This is a genomic window from Acinetobacter pragensis (assembly GCF_001605895.1).
Taxonomy (GTDB): Bacteria; Pseudomonadota; Gammaproteobacteria; order Pseudomonadales; family Moraxellaceae; genus Acinetobacter; species Acinetobacter pragensis.
The window spans coordinates 97,273-118,514 of the sequence record NZ_LUAW01000015.1 but is presented as its reverse complement, the minus strand read 5'-3'; the positions used below and the strand labels follow the sequence as shown (position 1 = coordinate 118,514).

The 21,242-nt window shown below is 42.2% G+C and carries 21 protein-coding genes; 10 read left to right on the top strand and 11 right to left on the bottom strand.

The window, feature by feature from the left end; translation table 11 throughout:
* The first annotated feature begins 48 nt into the window (after nucleotides 1-48).
* The 4 genes from aceR (at nucleotide 49) to AZH43_RS06850 (ending at nucleotide 4,046) form a co-directional block, all read left to right on the top strand.
* Complete coding sequence (gene aceR / locus AZH43_RS06865; RefSeq protein WP_067668013.1) at nucleotides 49-939, top strand: HTH-type transcriptional regulator AceR; 891 nt, start codon at nucleotides 49-51, stop codon at nucleotides 937-939.
* An 89-nt stretch (nucleotides 940-1,028) separates the two neighbouring features.
* A complete protein-coding gene (gene tal, locus AZH43_RS06860) occupies nucleotides 1,029-2,018 on the top strand; it encodes a transaldolase (protein ID WP_067668010.1) in 990 nt (329 codons plus the stop codon).
* Nucleotides 2,019-2,091: 73 nt separating this feature from the next.
* A complete protein-coding gene (leuE, locus tag AZH43_RS06855; protein ID WP_067668007.1) occupies nucleotides 2,092-2,742 on the top strand; it encodes a leucine efflux protein LeuE in 651 nt (216 codons plus the stop codon).
* Nucleotides 2,743-2,879: 137 nt separating this feature from the next.
* Nucleotides 2,880-4,046 (top strand): benzoate/H(+) symporter BenE family transporter, encoded by a 1,167-nt coding sequence (locus AZH43_RS06850; protein ID WP_067668004.1) that lies wholly within the window; start codon nucleotides 2,880-2,882, stop codon nucleotides 4,044-4,046.
* A 63-nt stretch (nucleotides 4,047-4,109) separates the two neighbouring features.
* Here AZH43_RS06850 and AZH43_RS06845 read toward each other — a convergent pair whose 3' ends face one another.
* The 3 genes from AZH43_RS06845 to AZH43_RS06835 form a co-directional block, all read right to left on the bottom strand.
* On the bottom strand, nucleotides 4,110-4,670 hold the full coding sequence (locus AZH43_RS06845) for a TetR/AcrR family transcriptional regulator (protein WP_067668001.1): 561 nt from the start codon (nucleotides 4,668-4,670) through the stop codon (nucleotides 4,110-4,112).
* Entirely contained in the window at nucleotides 4,670-5,014 is a 345-nt protein-coding gene (locus tag AZH43_RS06840) for a DMT family transporter (protein WP_081406786.1), read from the bottom strand. Before AZH43_RS06840 ends, AZH43_RS06845 begins: the two co-directional genes overlap by 1 nt.
* Before the next feature lie 94 nt (nucleotides 5,015-5,108).
* On the bottom strand, nucleotides 5,109-6,104 hold the full coding sequence (locus AZH43_RS06835) for an alpha/beta hydrolase (RefSeq protein ID WP_067668123.1): 996 nt from the start codon (nucleotides 6,102-6,104) through the stop codon (nucleotides 5,109-5,111).
* 265 nt (nucleotides 6,105-6,369) lie between these two features.
* On the opposite strand from AZH43_RS06835, the gene AZH43_RS06830 reads away from it, so the two are divergent.
* Complete coding sequence (locus tag AZH43_RS06830) at nucleotides 6,370-6,813, top strand: universal stress protein (protein ID WP_067667998.1); 444 nt, start codon at nucleotides 6,370-6,372, stop codon at nucleotides 6,811-6,813.
* A gap of 107 nt (nucleotides 6,814-6,920) precedes the next feature.
* Entirely contained in the window at nucleotides 6,921-7,367 is a 447-nt protein-coding gene (locus AZH43_RS06825) for a universal stress protein (protein WP_067668120.1), read from the top strand.
* A 53-nt stretch (nucleotides 7,368-7,420) separates the two neighbouring features.
* On the opposite strand, the gene AZH43_RS06820 is transcribed toward AZH43_RS06825, so the two are convergent.
* The 3 genes from AZH43_RS06820 to pepN all read right to left on the bottom strand — a co-directional run bounded on the left by AZH43_RS06820 (nucleotide 7,421) and on the right by pepN (nucleotide 11,042).
* A complete protein-coding gene (locus AZH43_RS06820; protein ID WP_067667995.1) occupies nucleotides 7,421-7,870 on the bottom strand; it encodes an RDD family protein in 450 nt (149 codons plus the stop codon).
* 116 nt (nucleotides 7,871-7,986) lie between these two features.
* A complete protein-coding gene (locus AZH43_RS06815) occupies nucleotides 7,987-8,202 on the bottom strand; it encodes a hypothetical protein (RefSeq protein ID WP_067667993.1) in 216 nt (71 codons plus the stop codon).
* 230 nt (nucleotides 8,203-8,432) lie between these two features.
* The gene (gene pepN, locus AZH43_RS06810; RefSeq protein WP_067667990.1) at nucleotides 8,433-11,042 is read right to left on the bottom strand and encodes an aminopeptidase N; all 2,610 of its coding nucleotides are present in this window, start codon (nucleotides 11,040-11,042) and stop codon (nucleotides 8,433-8,435) included.
* Between the two features lie 603 nt (nucleotides 11,043-11,645).
* On the opposite strand from pepN, the gene AZH43_RS06805 reads away from it, so the two are divergent.
* The 3 genes from AZH43_RS06805 to thiM all read left to right on the top strand — a co-directional run bounded on the left by AZH43_RS06805 (nucleotide 11,646) and on the right by thiM (nucleotide 14,250).
* Nucleotides 11,646-11,909, top strand: a complete 264-nt coding sequence (locus AZH43_RS06805; protein ID WP_067667987.1) for a hypothetical protein — start codon at nucleotides 11,646-11,648, stop codon at nucleotides 11,907-11,909.
* A 194-nt stretch (nucleotides 11,910-12,103) separates the two neighbouring features.
* Complete coding sequence (locus tag AZH43_RS06800) at nucleotides 12,104-13,270, top strand: hypothetical protein (protein ID WP_067667984.1); 1,167 nt, start codon at nucleotides 12,104-12,106, stop codon at nucleotides 13,268-13,270.
* Between the two features lie 110 nt (nucleotides 13,271-13,380).
* On the top strand, nucleotides 13,381-14,250 hold the full coding sequence (gene thiM, locus AZH43_RS06795; protein WP_067667981.1) for a hydroxyethylthiazole kinase: 870 nt from the start codon (nucleotides 13,381-13,383) through the stop codon (nucleotides 14,248-14,250).
* A 25-nt stretch (nucleotides 14,251-14,275) separates the two neighbouring features.
* Here thiM and AZH43_RS06790 read toward each other — a convergent pair whose 3' ends face one another.
* The gene (locus tag AZH43_RS06790) at nucleotides 14,276-15,007 is read right to left on the bottom strand and encodes a hypothetical protein (RefSeq protein ID WP_067667978.1); all 732 of its coding nucleotides are present in this window, start codon (nucleotides 15,005-15,007) and stop codon (nucleotides 14,276-14,278) included.
* A gap of 356 nt (nucleotides 15,008-15,363) precedes the next feature.
* Nucleotides 15,364-16,884, bottom strand: coding sequence for a TerC family protein (locus AZH43_RS06780; RefSeq protein WP_067667972.1), 1,521 nt, complete (start codon nucleotides 16,882-16,884; stop codon nucleotides 15,364-15,366).
* A 992-nt stretch (nucleotides 16,885-17,876) separates the two neighbouring features.
* Here AZH43_RS06780 and AZH43_RS06775 point away from each other — a divergent pair.
* Complete coding sequence (locus AZH43_RS06775; RefSeq protein ID WP_067667969.1) at nucleotides 17,877-18,341, top strand: MarR family winged helix-turn-helix transcriptional regulator; 465 nt, start codon at nucleotides 17,877-17,879, stop codon at nucleotides 18,339-18,341.
* A gap of 15 nt (nucleotides 18,342-18,356) precedes the next feature.
* On the opposite strand, the gene AZH43_RS06770 is transcribed toward AZH43_RS06775, so the two are convergent.
* The 3 genes from AZH43_RS06770 to AZH43_RS06760 all read right to left on the bottom strand — a co-directional run bounded on the left by AZH43_RS06770 (nucleotide 18,357) and on the right by AZH43_RS06760 (nucleotide 21,167).
* Nucleotides 18,357-19,016: an SOS response-associated peptidase gene (locus AZH43_RS06770; RefSeq protein ID WP_067667965.1), complete on the bottom strand. Its 660-nt coding sequence runs from the start codon at nucleotides 19,014-19,016 to the stop codon at nucleotides 18,357-18,359.
* A gap of 109 nt (nucleotides 19,017-19,125) precedes the next feature.
* A complete protein-coding gene (locus tag AZH43_RS06765) occupies nucleotides 19,126-20,577 on the bottom strand; it encodes an aldehyde dehydrogenase family protein (RefSeq protein ID WP_067667962.1) in 1,452 nt (483 codons plus the stop codon).
* 113 nt (nucleotides 20,578-20,690) lie between these two features.
* Nucleotides 20,691-21,167, bottom strand: coding sequence for a hypothetical protein (locus AZH43_RS06760; RefSeq protein ID WP_067667959.1), 477 nt, complete (start codon nucleotides 21,165-21,167; stop codon nucleotides 20,691-20,693).
* Nucleotides 21,168-21,242: the final 75 nt, after the last annotated feature.

Here is a 21,242-nt window from a genome sequence, read left to right as displayed (position 1 = left end):
TTTGATGGATCAGATACACTATTCATTCACCGCAACTGCAGAGCGTACATGAATATCAATCAAGAACAGCTCATTATTTTCCAGACAGTCATGCAGACAGGGTCATTTTCAGCCGCTGCGCGCAAACTCGGAAAAGTTCCTTCTGCTGTCAGCATGTCAATCGCCAATTTAGAAATTGACTTAAACCTGATCCTTTTTAATCGCGTTGGGCGTGAACCTGTTCCAACCGCGCAAGCCGTGACATTGTTTGAAAAGACTGAACAGTTATTGATTGAAATGAATCAATGGAAGCAACATGCTTTGGCGCTTAGTTCCGGACTTGAATCTGCTTTAAACATTGTGGTGGTTTCTGAATTGCTGCACACCCATTGGACAGATTATATTTCTGCACTGGAAAAAGAGTTTCCGGAACTGCAAATCAATATTTTCACCGCGCCGCAAGAAGATGCGCAAAATATGTTGGTTAACGGTACAGCCCAGTTTGCCCTGATGTTTGAACGCGAACAGCTGGAAAGCAATGAACAATTTATAGAGCTGAAACGCCAAGCGCTTGTTCCTGTTTCATCTAAAGATTATTTATTGGCCCAGTTTCCAAAAAACAGCTTTGAACAAATTCTGCAAAGCCGCCAAATTGTAGTGGCAAGCCGTGACCGCAGCATCAAACCTGAATTGCTTTATTCAAAAAACTACTGGCGCACCGATAATCATCATTCTGCCTGCGCCATGATTTTGCAAAACTTAGGCTGGGGCGTACTGCCGGTAGAAATGTTGAATGAAAATCCCCTGCTTAAGCAGCAGCTGAAAATTTTAAATTTCGCAGACTTCACTCCAAAGTTTGAATATTTTGTTGATTTGGTCTGGAATCGTGAAAACCAGCAAGGCGCAGCTGCTCGTTTTTTGATTAATCACGTCAGAAATCTGCGAAAAAATACATTTTAGCAGCCATAGCCCTACGCAAGGCCATTGGGTTAAATCGAGTTTGTGATATAAAAGTATGTACAGGCAATAACTTTAAGAATTAGATATCAATGACACAATCTGCGCTAAACCAATTAAAAAGCATGACAACTATTGTTGCAGACAGCAGTGACTTATCTGCAATCGAAAAATTCCGTCCCTTAGATGCAACCACCAACCCATCGCTTATTACGGCGGCAGCCAATCAGGCAGAAAACAAAGAACTGATTGAAAATGCTTTTGATCAAGCCAAACAAGAAGGCTATGCCGGTGATGAATTAGTTGAACGCACGATTGATATTTTGACTGTTAAATTTGGTGTTGAAATTTTAAAACTCATAGAAGGCCGCGTTTCTACAGAGGTAGATGCCGCTCTTTCTTATGACACCGATGCCACAATTGCCAAAGCCAAAGAATTGCTGGCGCTGTATCAGCAGTACGGCGTAGAACAAGACCGCATTTTGATTAAGATTGCTTCGACATGGGAAGGCATTCAGGCGGCCAAAGCGCTGCAGGCTGAAGGCATTAACTGCAATTTAACGCTGCTGTTCGGCCTGCATCAGGCGCAGGCCTGTGCCGAAGCCAATGTAACGCTGATTTCACCTTTTGTTGGACGCATCTTAGACTGGTATAAAAAAGCTGAAAATGTTGACAGCTACCCAATTGAAAAAGACCCGGGTGTCCTTTCAGTCAAACAGATTTACCATTACTACAAACAGAACAGCATTAAAACTGAAATTATGGGTGCAAGCTTCCGCAGTACAGCGCAGGTTCTTGGGCTGGCGGGATGCGACCTGCTAACCGTATCGCCCGGACTGCTGGCAGAGCTTGAACAGGATCAGCAAGAAGTGATTCCTCAGCTTTCTGAAGGTCATGCGCATCCGCATACAGAACACCCTATCGCATCTTTAGATAAAGCTTCTTTCAAAACTCAGCTGGAACATGACCTGATGTCATTCCAGCTTCTTCAAAGCGGTATTGATGGCTTCATTAAAGCGCGTGAGCAGCTCAGTATTCTGTTGCGCCAATCTTTTGGCTTAGATGCTGATATTCAAGCTTAATTAGAAACTTTCATCTTTTTCTAACAGCTGGTGCGGCTATAATGCCTCATCAGCTTTTTTATGTGAGTGTGACGTGTTCGGTATCACAGACTTAACAACCTATATTATTGGGACCATTTTGATTGTGCTGCTGCCAGGCCCAAATTCTATTTATGTTATGACTGTCGCCTCACGCTATGGCATTAAAGCCGGTTATATTAGCGCCTTCGGTGTCTATACCGGCGATATGATTTTAATTATTTTGACCGCGCTGGGCGCCGCTTCTTTACTGCACGCCTTTCCTTGGCTCTTTATTCTGCTTAAAATTATTGGCGCTGCCTATTTAAGCTATTTAGGCATTAAATTACTGTTGGCAGCCTATAACACGTGGAATGCAACAGCTGCGCCTGAACAGCTCCAGCAAAAACAGGAATCCCTCGAACACTTGCACCCGTTCCGCACTGCGCTCACAATCAGTATTTTAAATCCAAAAGCGATTTTATTTTATCTGTCTTTCTTTGTGCAGTTTGTCGACCCGGCCTATCCATATCCGGCCTTAACGTTCACCGCCTTGGCTGTCGTGCTGCAAATCATCAGCATGAGCTATTTAACCGTGCTTATTTTTTCTGGGGCAAATCTCGCATCGTATTTTGCGAACCGCTTTAAACTGACAGCATGCTGTGTCGCTTCTGTAGGCCTGCTGTTTTGCGGTTTTGGATTAAAGCTCGCAACATCTTCCCTATAAATCAATCACTCTATCTTTATAGAAATACTCAATAAATATAACCGCCGCTTCGGGCTTTTTACCTTTCAGCAAAAATATGAATCGCGTATGATTATTACGCTTTTCAACTATTAAACGCTCTATAGCGGCAATGGATTATGCAAAAATTTCTGAATGACTTTTCTATTCCTGCAGTCTTTGCAGGTTTTATTACGTTTCTTGTCGGCATCAGCGTTTCTGCAGTCTTAGTAATTCAGGCTGCACAGACTTTAGGCGCATCCACTGAACAAATCACCTCCTGGTTTTGGGCGCTGGGCTTAGCCATTGGCTTAAGCGGCCTATTGCTATCTTGGAAATTCAAATATCCTGTAGCGACCTCTTGGTCAACCGCTGGCCTAGCATTAATTTTAGCAACCGGCAGCGGATACAGCCTGAATGAAGCGATTGGCGCCTTTTTAGTCTGCGGTGTCTTAACTGCAGCGCTAGGTTTTTTAGGCATTTTCCAAAGAGTTCTGTCTTACATCCCGCAAAGCTTAACCAGCGCCATGCTGGCGGGTGTCTTGCTTAAATTCGGCATCTCACTTTTTGCCAGCATGCAAAATGAATGGGCGTTTATTTTATCGCTACTGGCGGCCTATATTTTGTCAAAACGCTTTTGGCCACGCTACAGCATTGTCATTACAGTAATTGCAGGCATTGGGCTGTGCCCGCTGTTTTTAAATTTCAGCATGCCGTCTATTGATATCGCCTTGGCAAAACCGGTTTGGGTTAGCCCAAGCTTCAGCAGCGCAGCAATTCTAGGTCTGGCGCTGCCTTTATTTGTCATCAATATGGCATCACAATATCTGCCTGGCCTTGCGATGATTAAAAGCTACGGTTACCAGCCGAATGTCAATCAGCTGATTGGCTGGACTGGCACGGCGCAAGCCATTTTTTCGCCGTTCGGCAGCTACAGCGTCAATATCGCCGCCATCAGCGCGGCCATCAGCTTGGATGATCAAGTGCATCCAGATCCTGCAAAGCGTTATATCGCAGGCATGAGCTGCGGTTTCTTTTATATTCTCATGGGCATCTTTGCGGCCACATTAACCAGCTTTTTAATGTCTTTTCCAGCGGTATTCATTACGGCATTGGCTGGCATTGCCCTTTTAGGCACCATCAGCCATAACATCGCTATCGCCTTTCATGAAGCATCAGAACGCGAAGCGGCACTGCTGACGTTCTTATTCAGCGCATCAGGCATTCAATTCTTCGGCATTGGCGCTGCATTCTGGGGCTTGATCTTTGGCTTTGCTGTTCACTGCATTTTAAAATTTAAGAAATAGTCGGCATTCAGCAAACAGCAATAAAAAAGCATCCCCTAAAGATGCTTTTTTATTTTGACTGCTTCATAGCTTTATATAAGTACGGCGCATTAATTCTAGCCGCATATGCAGCAGCTCATCCATGCTTTCAGAACAGGCAAATACATTCAGCCACACCCCATCCGCGGCATAACGCAATAATTGAAGCTCGATCCCCGCATCTGTTTGCTCATGACGGGCTAATCGGCCATGCAGCCACGCTATCCAAGTAGCATTAAATGCATGGTCGGTCAGCATCGTCATCGAAATAGCCGACCATAAAGTGCCAATACCTGAACGTTCGGCCTGCAAGGTAAAATAAATATACGCCCGAGTAAAGCAGCCTATCACCTCTTGGTCATACTGCATATACTCATCTATGGCATGATCAAGCCGAGCCAAAACTTCATGCACCATCGCATCCAGCAATTTTTGTTTATTGGGAAAATGATGAAAGACGCCGCCCTTGGTCACACCGGCTAAATCAGCAATGGCCTGAATAGAAACACCTGCAACGCCTCTTTCCGAAGCCAATTGAATTGCGTAATCTAAAATTTTCTGACGGATTAATTCGGGCGCTTTTTTACGCTGATGAGCATTTTCCATTAATGGCCTGCTGCATTGGAAAAAAGGTTAATGACCACAACTCCGGAAACAATCAGTGCAATGCCGATGAGCGCTGCCGGGTCTAAACTTTGACGAAACACAAAATAGCCAATTAAAGCAGTTAATACAATGCCGACTCCAGCCCAAATAGCGTATGCGATGCCTAACGGAATTACTTTAATAACCTGTGACAGTAAATAAAAAGCGATGCAAAATGTAATCACCACCACGGTTGAAGGGCCTATTTTGCTAAAGCCTTCGGACTTTACTAAAAATGTTGAGCCTGTGACTTCCGAAATAATTGCCAAAGCCAGCATGCCATAAGCCATGTACACAGAATTCATAAACATTTCACCAAAAACATACCATTCGGTAGGTATGTTATATTTTTATAAAATTAATTCAAGCCTCCATTACAGATCCGGCCAATATTTTAAATTAGGGTGTCAACTGGTTTAAAAATTCAATAGTCATCTCAAGAGTCTGCTGACTGGCTTTTTTACTCATCATAAATTGATATTCATGCACCAGCAGCTCTTTGGAGTCTGGATAAAAAGCTTCTGTAACCGGTACTTTATTGGCTTTCAGTGTTTCAGCAAAAGGCAGCGATTGCGAGGCTGTTAAAAAGTCCTTATTGCCCCCGCTGATAAATACAGGCGGATAATTCTGATTAATATGCTGACGCGGAGAAATACTGGCTAAAAATTCTGAATCATAGCTCCGCTCCCCGGTGTAGGCCTGCACCAGATTTTTAATGCCCCATTCCAGCAATCGAATTTCATCTGGCGCTGTTTCTACAAAATGATTCAAATCATAAATACCGCAATGCAAAATCAAGCCTTGCAGCTGCTTTCTCTTGATTGCTGGCTGAAAATTCTGTGATTGAGCATAGTCAGGATTCGAAACAAAAGCCGCATAATGGCTTGCCATATTGGCGCCTGCTGAATCGCCGGCCAAATACAGCTTATTGGCATCAATATGATATTGAGCCGCATTGGCTTGAAGATAAGATAAGGCCTGATTAATTTGATGCAGCTGAGCCGGATAAACCGCATCGGGCGCAAATTGATATTCAACAGCGACAACATTGTAGCCCTTCGATGCTAAAAGCTTAAAATATCCCCGAGCGTGCTCTTTTGAACCTGAAATCCAGCCGCCGCCATGAATCCATACCACGGTTGGGCGCGCGCCAATTTCTGCAATATATTCAGGCTGATATAAATCCATATGCAGATTCGGATTGGCCATATACTGAATATTGTTGTACACCAGCACATCTTGCGGAGCATGTTTATCTATAAATTTTTTCTGAATCTTGGTCGATGCATTAAAAACACCAGCAATCACTTTGACACTGCTTTGGGTGCTTTGACAGGCTGTCAGATTCAGCATGACACTGCTGCACAGCAGCATCATTACAATTTTTAAATACATCTGCTCATCCTCAAAAATACGGCTATTTTCAATATGCAATTAGCCTGAATCGGTAAATAATTACAAGTCTTTGTTTTCGCGGACAACTTCATAAAACTGACGAATATACTCAGTTTTATTTGACAACCCCTTGGCATTTTAATCACTAAATTATTTCTAATTTTATGAATTTACAATCTTTTTTTCCAATATTAAATTGAACCCAGCCACACAATATGCTATCAATTAAGCATAGGGTCATAACAATATCTTTGGAGTTTCTCCCATGTCATATAATCAAATTTTAGTGCCGGTTGACGGTTCACAAATTTCTTTCTCAGCCGTTAAAAAAGCAGCCCAAATTGCCAAAGCATTTAACAGCAAACTGACTTTAATCAGCCTCGTGGCAGAAGACCCATTCACAGATGCTGATTTCTATTATTCATCTGCAATTATGAAAGAATATTTTGTTCAAGCGCATGAAAATGCAACTAAATCTCTTGCAGATGCTCTAGAAATAGCAAAAGCGGAAGGTGTAGATGCTGAAACTCAAGTCGTTAAAGGCCAAGTGTCTGCTGAAGGCATCGCGGAAACTGCAACTGAACTGAAAGCAGACCTGATTGTGATGGGTTCACATGGCCGCAAAGGCTTCCAAAAAATGCTGCTGGGCAGTTTTGCTCAAGATGTATTGCGCAATACTGAATTGCCTGTACTTATTGTTAAATCTTAATATCTCAGCCCGCCTCACTGGCGGGCTTTTGCTATATAGAAAATAATTACTGCAGAACATTTAAAATTATATTGAAAATTTTACAACCTGATTATGAGGAGCAGCGCATGACAACATATCAGCACATTCTTGTCCCTGTAGACGAATCTCCAATTTCCTACGCTGCTGTAGAACAAGCTTTAGCATTAGCGAAGTCATTAAACAGCCATGTCACCATTATGAGTGTCATTGCGGTCGACCCTTTTGTCGGTGTTGATTTCTATAAAGTCGCTCCCGCAATTACCGACTATTTCATGCAGGCCGAAAAAAATGCCAAAGAACGCTTGGAAGAAATCAAGCAGTCTTTTATCCGTGACGGTATTGAAGTCGATGTAAAGCTCAGTCACGGCGTTTCACCTTCTGACGGCATTATTCAAATTGCAGATGAAGTCAGTGCAGACCTGATCATTATGGGTTCACACGGCCGTACCGGCATCCAAAAAATGATGCTGGGAAGCGTTGCGCAAAATGTGCTGACTCAATCTCCTATTCCTGTATTAATTGTCAAAATTTAAATACAGCGCTGACTAAAAACCCCTCATTTGAGGGTTTTTTAGTTTTAAACAGATTAGTCACTATTGCGGATGACAACAGTATTGGCCATTTTGTCATGCCAGCCCTGCTTGCGCTTATCAAAAGCCACCCAAAAAATGCCAATCATAAACACCATCATGGCTGGGAAATATCCAATATAGCGGATAATTGATTGTTTAAGATCGATATTCTGCCCCGTCTCAGCATCAACAATTTTCATACCCAGCAAAATTTTCCCCGGGGATGCCGACCACAGCAGCCAAACAATGACGGTATATGCAAAAGGTAAAATATAATTCGCCAAAATATCAAACCAAAAAACTTGCGGCTGTTCAGATAGCCCTGTTGCAAAAATCCGCTCCCAATCCCCACGGTAAAAAAGCCACAGAATAGGATAAGTTGCAGTGAGCAAGATAATCATATCAATCAGTGATGCGCCAACCCTTTCCCAAAAGCCTGCATATTCAAACTCTGAACTCTGCATTTTATTGATCCAGTTTTAATTATTTTTATAATCTACCCGAAATACGTCAATTACTCGAGTTTTGGCAATGATCTCAACAAAAAAACCCTCAATTGAGGGATTTGATGGAATCTAAATCAGGTCTTGCTGATGCTTTGATGCAGACTCTGCAAATACACCTCAGCCTCTATGCCATTATTGAAATGCTTTTCAAACAGGCCTGTATGCTGCACACTGTTTGGCGTATATTCTACCGCAACAACAAATAATCCATCTTGTGCATTTTTAGAAATACGCACCGCAATAATATGTTGAGAGTTTAAATAAAAACCATCTTCAACTTTAACTAACATGACTGCCTCAGCTTAATAACAGCGCATGCCGGCACCTTCAATGCGCCAAGCAATATGTCTATTAATAATCCAAATAATAAAAAACCTAATTCATATTTTACGCTTTATTTGTGAAATTAATAACACTTTTCACATATTTTTTATGTGTTTCATTCGCTAAAGCAATAACTTGATTGCATAAAAAAACCCTTCACCAAGATACTTAGCAAAGGGCTTTTTTAATAGAAAAGTTAAACGTTCAGCATGCTGTTTAGCGTTTCAGCAACATTCTTAGATTTAACTTGCGGCTTAAATGCTTCAAGCTCTGCTTTTACCGCTGAGCGCTGCGGCTCGGCTAAGGTATACCAGCGTGACAATGCTTGCAGCAAGCGAGAACCGACAATTGGATTCTTCTCATCTAAATACTTCGCTAAACCAATGAAATGCTTCACGCCAAAGCCCCATGTATTCACCGGATTGGCATTTAAACCGCCGCTGACTGAACGGATGCGGTTCGGCACGCCTAAGTCATAGTCTGCATGTGCAGTGAGATAAGCCAAAGTTTCAGCTGTCGCTTTTGGATGCGCAGCCTGCACCATGAACCATTGATCCAAAGACAGCGCTTCGTCTTTAAAGCGGTCATAAAAATCTGCTAGGGCATCTTTTGCTTGAGGCGCATCATTCCATACCAATACGCGCAATGCGCCTAAACGCTCTGACATATTGCCTGTAGATTGATACTGCTGATGCGCCAGATCAAATGCCTCTGTATCGCCTTGACGCGCCATCATGCTCAGCATGATATTTTTCAGCGCGCGCACGCCCATCGCCTGAGAAAATTCTTTTTGGCTGTCCGGGTCTAGTTCTAAATAAGTTTCCTTGCAGAAGGAACCAAATTCACGCGCTAATGTATCCAGCAAAGCATTGCGCTTCTCTTGAATAGCAGCAGGACGATAGCCGTCATCAATACGGCTGCCTAAATAGCCTTCTGACGGCACATCAAAGATGCGCGATGCCAATAAGGGATCTTTTTGAATTAATTCAGGCACGGTATTATTGATGGCCTGAATATAAATTTCAGCGGCATGGTCATTCAGCAGAATACGATCCAGCAATGTCTGCGCGGCCTGCCATTGGTTAAAGCCATTGGTTTCATACTGCATGAGGAACGCAAGTTCATCATCCGAATAGTTGAAATCAAGATTCACTGGCGCAGAAAAGTTGCGCAATAATGAAACAACAGGTTTTACCGTAATGCCCGTAAATTCGATGATTGCTTGATCTTGATCAAATAAATACACACCGTCTTTAACGCCATTTTCAAACAGCGCTTCGGAATGCAGCGTCAGCTGTTCACCAGATGCAGCGTCAAACAGCGCCAAAGCCACAGGAATTGGCACAGCTTTCAAATTTGGATACTTCGGATGCGCTTTCAGGCTTTGCTTAAAGCTCAAACGATAGGTCTGCGCAGAGGCGTCATATTCCCCTTTGGCTTCTAATTTTGGTGTGCCCGGCTGGTTGTACCATGTTAAGAAACTTGAAAGGTCAACCCCAGAACCTGCAGTTAAAGCCGCAATCCAATCTTCTACGGTCACAGCTTGGCCGTCATGACGGCGGAAATATTCATCTGTGCCTTGGCGGAATTTTTCCTTGCCCAGCAAAGTCGACATCATGCGGTTGATTTCCGCACCTTTTTCATAGACTGTTGCGGTATAGAAATTATTGATTTCTACAAAGTGGTCAGGGCGCGGCGGATGAGAAAGCGGGCCTGAATCTTCAGGAAATTGGTGCGCTTTAAGCACAGCGACATCATCAATGCGCTGTACAGCAGCGGACTGCAAGTCTTCCGAGAAGGACTGGTCACGGAATACCGTTAAGCCCTCTTTTAAGCACAGCTGGAACCAGTCGCGGCACGTAATGCGGTTGCCTGTCCAATTATGGAAATATTCATGCGCAATGACGGACTGTACACGCATAATTGCGGCGTCCGTGGTGTACTCTTCATCAGCCAATACACATGAGGTATTGAAGATATTCAAGCCTTTGTTTTCCATTGCGCCCATATTGAATGCGCTGGTGGCCACAATCATATAATTATCTAAATCATAAGCGCGGCCATAGTGCTCTTCATCCCATTGCATAGAATGCTTTAACGCTTCCATGGCGATGCGGCATTTCGGAATATCTTTTTCTTCGGCATAAATTTCTAAGGCAACATTGCGGCCTTCAGAAGTCACATAATGATCCTTCATCACCGCCAAATCGCCGATCACGCACGCAAAAAGATAGCTCGGCTTTTTAGTCGGATCTTGCCAAACCGTATAGTGGCGGCCTGCGCCCGCTTCACCGGCTTCCATCAAGTTGCCGTTTGCCAGCAGCACAGGAAATTTTTTATCAGCTTCTACACGGGTGGTAAATACAGACAGCACATCCGGGCGGTCCGGATAGAATGTAATTTTACGGAAACCTTCCGGTTCATTTTGAGTAACAAATAAATCACCGCTGGCTTGGTATAGGCCTTCCAGCTGAGTATTCGATTCAGGATGGATCACCACCTGTGTCTCAATCACAGCTTGGTCTGGCGCATTGGCAATCACCAGCTGTTCAGCATCTAATTGGTATTCTTCGCGGGTGAGCGCTTTGCCATTCACTGCAATGAATTTTAATTCCAAATCACGGCCCAGCAGTACCAAATCACCTGCAGTCTGACGCTGCATGACTAATTTTGCATTCACATACGTTTTATCATCAAAGACTTGAATATCTAAATCAATAGAATCCACCAAAAAAGACGGTTTTTGATAATCTTTTAAATAAACAGTTTGGTCTGCTTCAACCACGGGGTTTGCGGCAATATTCATATAATGTCCTGATCCTTTGCTCAAGCCGAGACAGCTTTTTCTTATCAAACGTTGTGAATGATTCGATCATACGTCAAGTTATGCAAGCTGTCTGTGCATTTACTCTGTTTTTATATATGGGACTATCCGCAGTGATTTTCAATTCATCATCTGCGTTAATTGCTTAATCTGGCTTATTATTTATACAAAATTGCCGTATTCATATCCGGCGGCTTCAAACCATGCCAATCTGCCTGCACATGAACCCGCAATTACTGCCCTATTTTTACGCACTATCTCTTTTTTTCATCAGCAAATGCCGCTTTAACGGTCAATTTCACACTTTTGCGTCTAAATTATCGGGTAAGAATGGCCGGATCAACTTCGTTAAAACCAAATCAGAACGGTGCAGATATTTTCCCAAGATTGCAAAACACATATTTAAAGTACATAAACCCAAATACCAATGATGCAAAGCATTCATTCCGCTTAGAGGTACATACGCCTGCTTTTAAAAAATCCTACATTATTTTCCGAACCTGTACATTTTGTGCACGATTATTGCTTGTATATAAATGCACGAAGTTCACTATAAAATTAATCAGCAATAAGAAGAGGTGCAAAATGTATTTAAAAGACCATATCGTCCGCATAGAAAACGTCAAGACTCTGCAAGCGCTTGATGCGGCAAATATCGATCATAAAGTCATTGCAATGTTTATGACCTGTGAAGGCATCCCGCTGCAAACTTATGAAGTCAGTTCAATTATCAACACCTATGATGCATTAGGTGTCAAAAAAGTGCCTTCAAAAAAGGCGCAGGCTTTAATTGACGCCAAGCAAATTGGAGAGGAGGACGAATCTTTGCCGTGCCCAGCGGCATATTAAGTATTTCATTAATTTTAATTCATCCGCTTTACAGAAGTTGCCCTTATCGCAAAAGCCCCAGAGCTGATTGATTCAGCTCTTTTTTATTGCACAATCTGCCTATTCAGCTGCGCTGGATTTAGGCTGCGAATCAGCCCGCGTCATTGCATTTGCTGTGTATAATAAGCGCATCAGTTTATAAAGATGCAATGCATATGCTTCAAATTATCCAGCGGAATTTAGATGAAAGTACAAAATGCCCTTTGTGCCGCGCATCTATGTATTGGGTAGAAGCAGAGCAGTTTGAACAAGAACTGAACTATCACGAATGCAGCTATTGCGAACATAAGATCTATCTGGACAAAACTCAAAACTGCCATTGCACAGCCTGCCAAGCCAGCCGGAAAAAATTAATCAAAGAAGCGCTGCATCAGGAAAATCATAAACAGAAACTTAAGGGCAAAGATAAAGACTTTATCGAATTTGAACTGAGCCAGCTCAGTTTCATGCAAAAACTTTTTCTGCTGTCGATATTGGATGATCAGGTTTTTGAAAACTCTCAGCATGATGAGTTCATCGACTGGGAAAAAATAAAATACGCCCCGATTTCTCCCAACTATCTGTTCCAGAAAAGTTTGATGAAACGCATGATTGATCAGCATGTGCTGACTTTAAAAGATTATGCCGCTGAATCGGGCCAATACTACATCAATGTGCGTTTAGACGGCTATTCAGAGCCCAGCTTATTCAGCATTACCCATCGTCTGCGTTTATGGTTCTATGAAAACCTATCTCAGGGCATTCCATTCAAGAATTCGGATGAAGTTAAAGACGCCATCTATGAACTGCTGTATGAAAAAATTGTGCAGTTTATTCAGTTTTACTGCAGGCTTTGGCAAATACAGATCTCGGGAAATAACAGCTTAAGAGCCTTATGCTACCGCTTGCTCGACAGTTTAGCCGTTGGACAAGTATTTTATTTAATGCAGACTGCGCTGGATTATCTGCATCAGAAGAAATTGCTGCAGCCGCGAAACGAAAAATTCATTAATACCAATTTATTGAGAAAGACCGTAGAACAATACCGGGAACGCGGCTTAGAAGAAAAATGGGTCACGTCAACACTGCCCCACCCGCAGCAGCTGCACATTTCAAAAATGATTGAAATTTTGTTTTTCCGCTTTTTGAACTGCGATGAATCTGTATTTGTGCAGCCCATTTGGAAAATTTGGGAAAAAGTAGAACCGCGCTTAAAATTCTATGCTTTAAAGCGCTGCATGCACTGCGGATCAAATGAGCTGGACGTCGATTATGATGCAGATAATTATGTTTCGCTGTTTTGCCGCAGCTGCAAGCAGCAAGACCATTATTTTACCCGCTAAATACTGATCATACAGAACGCGCATCTGATGCGCGCTCTAGCTGTCAACGCAGCAACACATTATTATTCATTAAACAGCCAACCGCTTCACCCGTTTAGGGAGAACCCGAAATGAATCAATCCGAACAGCTCAGCAATACTGCGAATGATCAGCTGCACGACTTAACATCACCCTTGCTGCAGCAAGTCATTGATGCGTGGATCGAACTGAAAACGCAGCAGCCGCTGGTGCATATTATGACCAACACGGTTGCCAGCAACTATGTGGCCAATATTCTTTTAGCCGCTGGCGCATCTCCGGCAATGATTGACAATCCATTTGAAGCGGAGAGTTTCGCCAGCATTGCGAGCGCAATTAACCTGAATCTGGGCACACCGACATCAGAACAGATGCAGGCGATGCAGATTGCGGCTCAAACCGCACAGAACCTTGGAAAAATATGGGTGCTGGACCCTGTGGGCTATGGCGCTGTATTAAAATGGCGCTCTGACATGGCAGATCTTTTGCTGCAGTATCAGCCGACCGTCATTCGCGGCAATGCGTCTGAAATCAGTGCACTGGCTGGTAACCAAATTCAAGCCAAAGGCGTCGACAGCACCGTCAGCAGTGAATCCATTTATCTGCAGGCGCAGCCATTGTTTGAACATACGGAATGCATTGCTATCTCTGGCGAATCAGACTTTATTCTGTCCAAAGAGCTGAATGCTGTAATTCAAATTAATGGCGGATCATATCTGCAGCCTAAAATTACCGCCTCCGGCTGCGCTTTAGGCGCCTTAACGGCGGCCTATTGTTCTGTCAGCAGCACCATCACAGCAGGTACAATGGCCGCACACATCCATTTTGCCATAGCCGGAAAAAAAGCATATGCACGCGCCAATACTGCTGGCAGCTTTAATGTGGCATTTTTAGATGAAATTTATTCCCTTAATGAAGAGGATTTTCGGCAATACAGTGATTTCTGCATTTTGCCTTTATAAAGACCAGCCTGCTTCTGCAGTCATTTTATTTAACGGTACGGCCCATTGCCAAATTAAAAATAGTTTCAAAGATGGTGCTGAAATCCAAGCAGCAAATACACATGAGGCCCATCCCATCAAAATAATCCGGCACATGCTGTAAAAAGTACTGATTATGCGAATCTGACCTGTTGCGCAGCCGAACCAGCTGTTCAGCTGTCACTTTAGGAATATTGCAGCGATGCACAAAAATATTTTCGCCGCGCACCTGCACGTCAGTACAATAACTTTGCATTATTTGAAGCACTTCAGCATGCGCCTTTGGCATTGCTCTGCCAGCGCGCGGAAAGAAATTCGCAGAGCGTGAAGCGAACAGCCGATAAATTTTAGGCTGCATCAAAGTGGTGACAAACCATAGCGGTGTCGCCGGATAACGGATTCGATGATTCAATGCGACGCGTATGGCGGAATTTAGACTGCGGTTTCGGCCCCGGTATTCCGTCAAAAAACCGGCTCTGGAGGTAATGATAAAAATATCTCTCTTCGCCGCTTTCAGCTTTAAAATAGGAATGATGTTTTGTCCAACCAGTTTCCCCCGATGAAAATACTGCACAATCGGGATAGATACCGCAGCCAAATCATATAAGTAATCGTAAAGCTGCTCAATTGTACCGCTAGGAAAAATCCGCTGATCGAACTCCCAAATTTTCTGAAATTGCTGGTGCTTTTCCTCTTGTGACAGCTTGGCAAAATCAATCACAGTTTCTTTGATTTTCATTTTAGGGACATTCCAGATTATTATTTTTTCGGTATTTGTATTTATTCGCCAGATTCATTTTAATTCATATGCTGGCTTTCCAGTCATTTTGTTAACAGCCGTAATAAAACAGCCTTCGGTATAAAGCAGAAGCCTGTAAAAACGACTGTATTTTGAATTAAATTGATATTAATTCGAATGTTATACCTGTCTTTATACTGAAAAGCAAACAGCGGTTTTTCATTGTTTTTACTTTGCAATCGACCCAATTCATACAAAAATACCAGCCCATTCATCAATAGGCTGGTATTTATAAAACGATGCAAACGAAGATGTTCTAGATCTGCATCAAATTAAACAGAGTGAGCTGTATAGATCTAAGCTTGGATATGCACTGTTTTAATCCTATTGCCATCCATTTCAGTCACTATGAATTGAATGCCTTGATAATTCAGTTCAGAGCCAACTTCAACATTGCCCTGCATTTTATCCAAAATCAGTCCAGATACACTGATATAGCCGGCATCATCTTCGACCAAATCCAGCATGCCCAGCTCCAATTCAAGCTGATAGATATCTAGCATGCCGGAAGCCTTCCATTCTTTCTCACCGATTTTCACTAAATCCAGCTGTTCATCCGCATCAGGGAATTCACCAGCAATCGCTTCAAAAACATCCAAGGGTGAAATCAGGCCCTGAACATTGCCGAACTCATCAGATACCATGACCAATGAACCTTTAGAAGTCCGCAAAGTATTGATTGCGTCAATCACTTTCATCTTCTCAAAGATATAAATTGGCCGATGTTTCTTAATCAGATTTTTCAGCTCAGCTTCATCATCCAACACATCTAAAAGTTCCTTAGCGCGGACAATACTGATGACTTTGTCCATACTGCCGCGGCAAACCGGAAATAAGCTGTGCGGTACTGACAGCACCTGTTCACGGATTTTTTCTGGAGAATCATTTAAATCGACCCAAGAAATTTGACTTCTCGGCGTCATAATGGTCGCTACAGAACGCTCCGCCAAAGTCAGCACACCGCCGATCATATAGCGCTCTTCGTCGGCAAAAGCCTCTTGAGCCTGCTGTAAATTCGGGCCGTCTGATGATTCAACTTTTCCGCCCATCAGTTTTAAAATACTGTCTGCAGTCCGGTGGCGAAGCGGAATTTTAGATTGATGCTTGACTGCATTACGCTGTGTAAACTGATTGAATGCTTCAATCACAATGGCAACACCAATACCGGAATAGATATATCCCTTCGGAATATGGAAGCCAAAGCCTTCAGCAATTAAACTGATACCAATTAAAAGCAGGAAGCTTAAACACAAAATGACGACAGTCGGGTGACGGTTGACAAAGTTTGTCAAAGGTTTAGAAGCCAGAAGCATCACCGCCATAGCGACGACCATCGCAGCCATCATCACATAAATATTATCCACCATACCAATGGCGGTAATTACAGAATCCAGGGAAAATACGGCATCCAGCACGACAATTTGCGCAACAACCGCTGTAAAGCCGGCATATACAACTTTTGTCGTGACTTTTAGCTCAGGCTTACCTTCCATTTTTTCATGCAGTTCAGTCACGGCTTTATACACTAAGAATAAGCCGCCGAATAGAAGAATGAGGTCTCGGCCTGAGAATGTCCAATCAAAGAGCGTGACGAGCGGTTTCGTCAATGTGACTAACCAAGAAATGGCAAACAATAAGCCCAAACGCATAAAGAGTGCGAGAGAAAGACCAACAACACGCGCCTTATCACGCTGTTCTGGCGGGAGTTTTTCAGCCAAAATGGCAATGAATACCAGGTTATCAATACCCAGTACAATTTCTAAGATAATTAGAGTAATTAAACCGACCCATAAACCCGGGTCCATTAAAAATTCCATTAGTTTGCATCTCCAAAACAGTGTACAGAACATTGAATTTGAAGAACATCAGATAGGCCTACGCACGGCGAGGGATCCATAAAAAAGAACCTTTTCAGCTAAAGTTAATTTATTATGCATAAACTGAGAACTTTGTAATAACTTTTTTGTGTTTTTTTAATTAATAAAGATAACATTTTAAGATGCTTGGCCAGTTCATTTTTATTTCGCCTTAAAGTAGTGCAGAACTGAGTACAGAACAAAAATTCTTACAAATAAAGATTCAGCAGTCATCACCGATTTTTAAAACAAAGCAGACTAAACAAAATAAATAAGCGCTTGTTTTATCATTATTATTAATTTTAACAACCTATTTAAGACATCCTTTCACGTGGCTATAGCCTAATTTCCTGAAATTTTTTGTAATAATATCAAGTGCTCTCATTTCAAATTTTCATTAAAATGCACATTAAGCCAAAAAAATATGTTTTCATCTAAAAAACATGAAAAACCATAATTTTTCAGCTAGAACTTGAATGCTTTTTTTTGATCTTAATCATATAATGCATGAATCGATCAAAAACAAATGAACAGGGAATAACGTTTAAATAATTCTTATTACCGCAGGTTTTAAAGATGGCTTTTAAATTGCTTATTTTCATTTGTGCAGCATCGGGTTAATTAAAGCCGTGGTCATGCACCATAATCAAAAGTTAGAAATGCATCCCCTGTCATTTTACAAAATGGCCCGCCCACAGCACCAATAGCTTCAAAAGTTAATAGCCGATTGAAGCACTGCTTTATACATAAAGCACGAGAACAGCTCTCTAGAAGTAAGGCAATTCCACCATGCCATTTCTTTGCTGTTAAAATTAATTGGAAAAATCATGCAAGCCTATCTGAAAATATATCGGCTTTCTTGATTATATTTAAAAAACCTATTGAAAATACACTATTATTTTTCATAAAATGCTGAATCGTTAAAATAAAATTACAAAAATTGGGGACTATTAATGACGAAAAAATATTCAAAATTCTTGCCATGCGGCGATGATTTCAGCCTTGAAAACTTTCCCTATTATTGGGTCACTCAAGTCCATGCTCAGTATGTTCTGAATGTCGACCATGCATTAAAAAAGTATGGTGTAGATAATTCACGCCGCCGTATTTTGCTTGCCTTGAAATCTAAACCGAATGCAAGCGTTTCAGACCTGTCTGAAATGGTGGTTTCTAAAATGTCGACCACAACCAAAATTGTTTACCGGCTCAAAGATGAAGGTTTCGTCAACACCTATTCTTGCGAAGATGATGCACGCATCACCCGAGTCATACTGACTGAAAAAGGCAATCAAATGACGCAAAAAATCAATGATTTGACCAATGTTGTTCTGGAGCAGTCATTTGAAGGGCTGACACCGCTTCAAATTGAAAAAATGATGGAAAGTTTAAAACATATTTTTAAAAACCTTTCACGTTAATATACAGTCGATATATCAATCGAAAAAATTCAGTTGGGGGCTGTTTTTTTCGATTTTTATTTTAGGCACATGCGAACATTCAAATTCTTCAACAGGAAAGCCGTGTACAAAACTTAAGATATTCGGTGATTTCCAGCTTAACCACTCTTCCAGCCTTTCTTGCGGAATAACAATAACTGAGCGCTTTACACTGCCCGGCTCATGAAAGTCTTTCATCATAGGATGGTCTATTGCGTCCATTGTAATCATCGTCGCTGAACGGATCACCTGCCCGCCTTTTTGGCAAATATCATACAGCGCTGCAATATAAAATGCCTTGCCGTCTTTACGCCGCACGCCCCAGCGCTGCGCTTTATTTTCAATGTATTTAGATTCATAGAACTCTGAAACAGGAACAACGCCAAACTTGCATTTACTGACAGCATTAAAAAAACTTGGTTTCTGCAACAGGGTTTCGTTGCGCGCATTATAAGTTTTTAACGCAATTGACGTATCATCCGACCATTTCGGAATCATGCCAAAATGGACATTGCGCCATTCCAGCCCTTGCGCAGATTGAAACAGCAAAGGCATTTCATAATTCGGATAGACTTCATCCGGATATTCAAATGAAATGTCCGGCAAACTCAGCTGATGCAGCTGCTGTAAGGTCAGCGGCCTAAAATTAGCGCACATATTTTAAAATCTTTCAGGCTTTTCATGCTGCCCATCCTCATAAGTATGTATTTTCTGCTGAGCAAGCAGAACGTGATATCCAATTCTGCTTGCTGATGGCCTATTGTACTTATTCAGGCATAACGGGCATAGTCATCCAATGCGTGCGAGTAAACTCTTCATATATCCAGCGACCGTTAAAACGGCCTAGACCTGAATTCCGTTCACCGCCAAAAGGCGCATTGGCATGATCTGCCACACTGATGCCATTGATATGCGTCATGCCAATATCCAGCTGCACTGCAAACTCACTGCCGCGCGCAAGATTTGACGTACACACTGCACTGGACAGGCCAAAGAGTGTTGAATTTGCCAGAGTCAAAGCATGCGCTTCATTTTCTGCCTGCAGGATCGGCAGAATGGGGCCAAAGCTTTCTTGCTGCGCCAAATCTGAATCAGGATCGACTTGAATAAAAATATGCGGTGCAACTAAATTCCCCTGAATTCCTCCCTCATAAATTAAAACAGCACCCTGCTCCTGCGCTTTCTGAATAATCTGCTGATGTTTTTGGACTTGACCTGCATTGATAATTGGACCAATTAAAGTCTCCGGCAAATTTGGATCACCCACAGATATTTGCTTTACGCGCTCAAGCAGTTTTTGCACATAAGCATCATGCAATGCGGCATCAACAATTACCCGGTTCGTACTCATACAGATTTGCCCTTGGTGCAGAAACCGTCCAGTCACGGTCAGCTCAACGGCCAAATCCACATCGGCATCATCCAAGACAACTAACGGCGCATTGCCGCCCAATTCTAACGCAACACGTTTTAAATATTCACCGCCCACCGCTTTTGCGCCGACCCGTTGCCCCACTTCGGTTGAACCCGTAAATGAAATCATTTTAGGTACAGGGTGATCTACAAAATAATCCCCAATTTCACTGCCTGAACCTGCAACAACATTCAGCAAGCCCGAAGCCAAACCCGCCTCTTCAAAAAGTTTTGCCAGCAAAGTTCCGCCTGTCACTGGTGTATCACTTGCTGGTTTAAGCACCACACTATTTCCGCATGCAATGGCAGTGACCACTGACCGCATAGACAAATGAAACGGAAAATTCCACGGGCTAATCACGGCAATCACACCCAGCGGCTTACGCAGTATCCAGCTTTTACGCGCAGGATCTTTACTGTCTAGCGCTGTGACGCCTGTTTTTTCTGTGAAACTCAGTGACTCCTGAATAATGCCCAATGCCGCATCCACTTCAATATTAGCCTTTAACCTTGTACTGCCCGATTCTTGAATCAGCCAATCAATAATTTCTTCACGGCGCGTCTGAACAATCTGGAGCAGGTTTTGAATGACCGATTTACGAATAGCAGCGGATTGCGCAGCGCCATCTTTAAATGCGTGTTCTGCAGCGCTATAAGCACTGTCAACATCGACACTGCTGGCGGCCTGCATTTCAAAGATCAGCGCCTGATTAAATGGGTTAATATTTTTTAAATACTTTGTTGATGTCCCTGAACGCCACTGCCCGCCAATATATTGCAAATCGAGCGCTGTATAAGCTGCCATAGATCCCATCCTATTTTTTGTCATTTCTACCAATGTAATTGCTTCATGATCTAAATGCTATGGGAAAAACCAGAATGAAACCTTATGCAATAAATAGCGAACAGTTCCCTGCTTCATTTTGGATGATTAATTTGCTTCACTGCTTTATAGATGCGCCAATAAATATATGTACTGAGAATAACTTCAAAAATAAGATCTTTAATAATGTTGAATTGCTTAAACGCAGCTTCATCTAAATTTGAAGAAAAGAAAGGCAATATCACATTTAAAACAACACCAATAACAATAAACAGTGCAAATGATTGAAGTGTAATAGGTAAATACAGGGCAATAATGCGCTTTAAAAAATCACGGCCTTTTTCACCGCCATTCACTTTAAAAATTGCATTCATCCAGCTCATCAGCAAACCAACTTGAAGAATAAAAGATGCCCAAGCTTCGGAAGCTGAAGATTCTGGGGTGAGTGTAAGCGCTAAATAACTAAAAAATATAATAATGGTGCTGGCGATATAATAATTTTTAAAATCCACTTCTGAGACTTTATTCAACCTTAAATCTTCTACCAATTTATTGACATTCCAGAAGTACATTGTTGTTCCTTATTATGGTGCTGCAGAGCTTGTTACTGTTTTAATTGATCCATAAAAAAAAGCCTCCGAAGAGGC

Coding starts and splice junctions, on each gene's coding strand:
- aceR (WP_067668013.1), top strand. CDS start 49: ATGAATATCAATCAAGAACAGCTCATTATTTTCCAGACAGTCATGCAG.
- tal (WP_067668010.1), top strand. CDS start 1,029: ATGACACAATCTGCGCTAAACCAATTAAAAAGCATGACAACTATTGTT.
- AZH43_RS06850 (WP_067668004.1), top strand. CDS start 2,880: ATGCAAAAATTTCTGAATGACTTTTCTATTCCTGCAGTCTTTGCAGGT.
- AZH43_RS06845 (WP_067668001.1), bottom strand. CDS start 4,670: ATGGAAAATGCTCATCAGCGTAAAAAAGCGCCCGAATTAATCCGTCAG.
- AZH43_RS06840 (WP_081406786.1), bottom strand. CDS start 5,014: ATGAATTCTGTGTACATGGCTTATGGCATGCTGGCTTTGGCAATTATT.
- AZH43_RS06835 (WP_067668123.1), bottom strand. CDS start 6,104: ATGTATTTAAAAATTGTAATGATGCTGCTGTGCAGCAGTGTCATGCTG.
- AZH43_RS06830 (WP_067667998.1), top strand. CDS start 6,370: ATGTCATATAATCAAATTTTAGTGCCGGTTGACGGTTCACAAATTTCT.
- AZH43_RS06825 (WP_067668120.1), top strand. CDS start 6,921: ATGACAACATATCAGCACATTCTTGTCCCTGTAGACGAATCTCCAATT.
- AZH43_RS06820 (WP_067667995.1), bottom strand. CDS start 7,870: ATGCAGAGTTCAGAGTTTGAATATGCAGGCTTTTGGGAAAGGGTTGGC.
- AZH43_RS06815 (WP_067667993.1), bottom strand. CDS start 8,202: ATGTTAGTTAAAGTTGAAGATGGTTTTTATTTAAACTCTCAACATATT.
- pepN (WP_067667990.1), bottom strand. CDS start 11,042: ATGAATATTGCCGCAAACCCCGTGGTTGAAGCAGACCAAACTGTTTAT.
- AZH43_RS06805 (WP_067667987.1), top strand. CDS start 11,646: ATGTATTTAAAAGACCATATCGTCCGCATAGAAAACGTCAAGACTCTG.
- AZH43_RS06800 (WP_067667984.1), top strand. CDS start 12,104: ATGCTTCAAATTATCCAGCGGAATTTAGATGAAAGTACAAAATGCCCT.
- thiM (WP_067667981.1), top strand. CDS start 13,381: ATGAATCAATCCGAACAGCTCAGCAATACTGCGAATGATCAGCTGCAC.
- AZH43_RS06790 (WP_067667978.1), bottom strand. CDS start 15,007: ATGAAAATCAAAGAAACTGTGATTGATTTTGCCAAGCTGTCACAAGAG.
- AZH43_RS06780 (WP_067667972.1), bottom strand. CDS start 16,884: ATGGAATTTTTAATGGACCCGGGTTTATGGGTCGGTTTAATTACTCTA.
- AZH43_RS06775 (WP_067667969.1), top strand. CDS start 17,877: ATGACGAAAAAATATTCAAAATTCTTGCCATGCGGCGATGATTTCAGC.
- AZH43_RS06770 (WP_067667965.1), bottom strand. CDS start 19,016: ATGTGCGCTAATTTTAGGCCGCTGACCTTACAGCAGCTGCATCAGCTG.
- AZH43_RS06765 (WP_067667962.1), bottom strand. CDS start 20,577: ATGGCAGCTTATACAGCGCTCGATTTGCAATATATTGGCGGGCAGTGG.
- AZH43_RS06760 (WP_067667959.1), bottom strand. CDS start 21,167: ATGTACTTCTGGAATGTCAATAAATTGGTAGAAGATTTAAGGTTGAAT.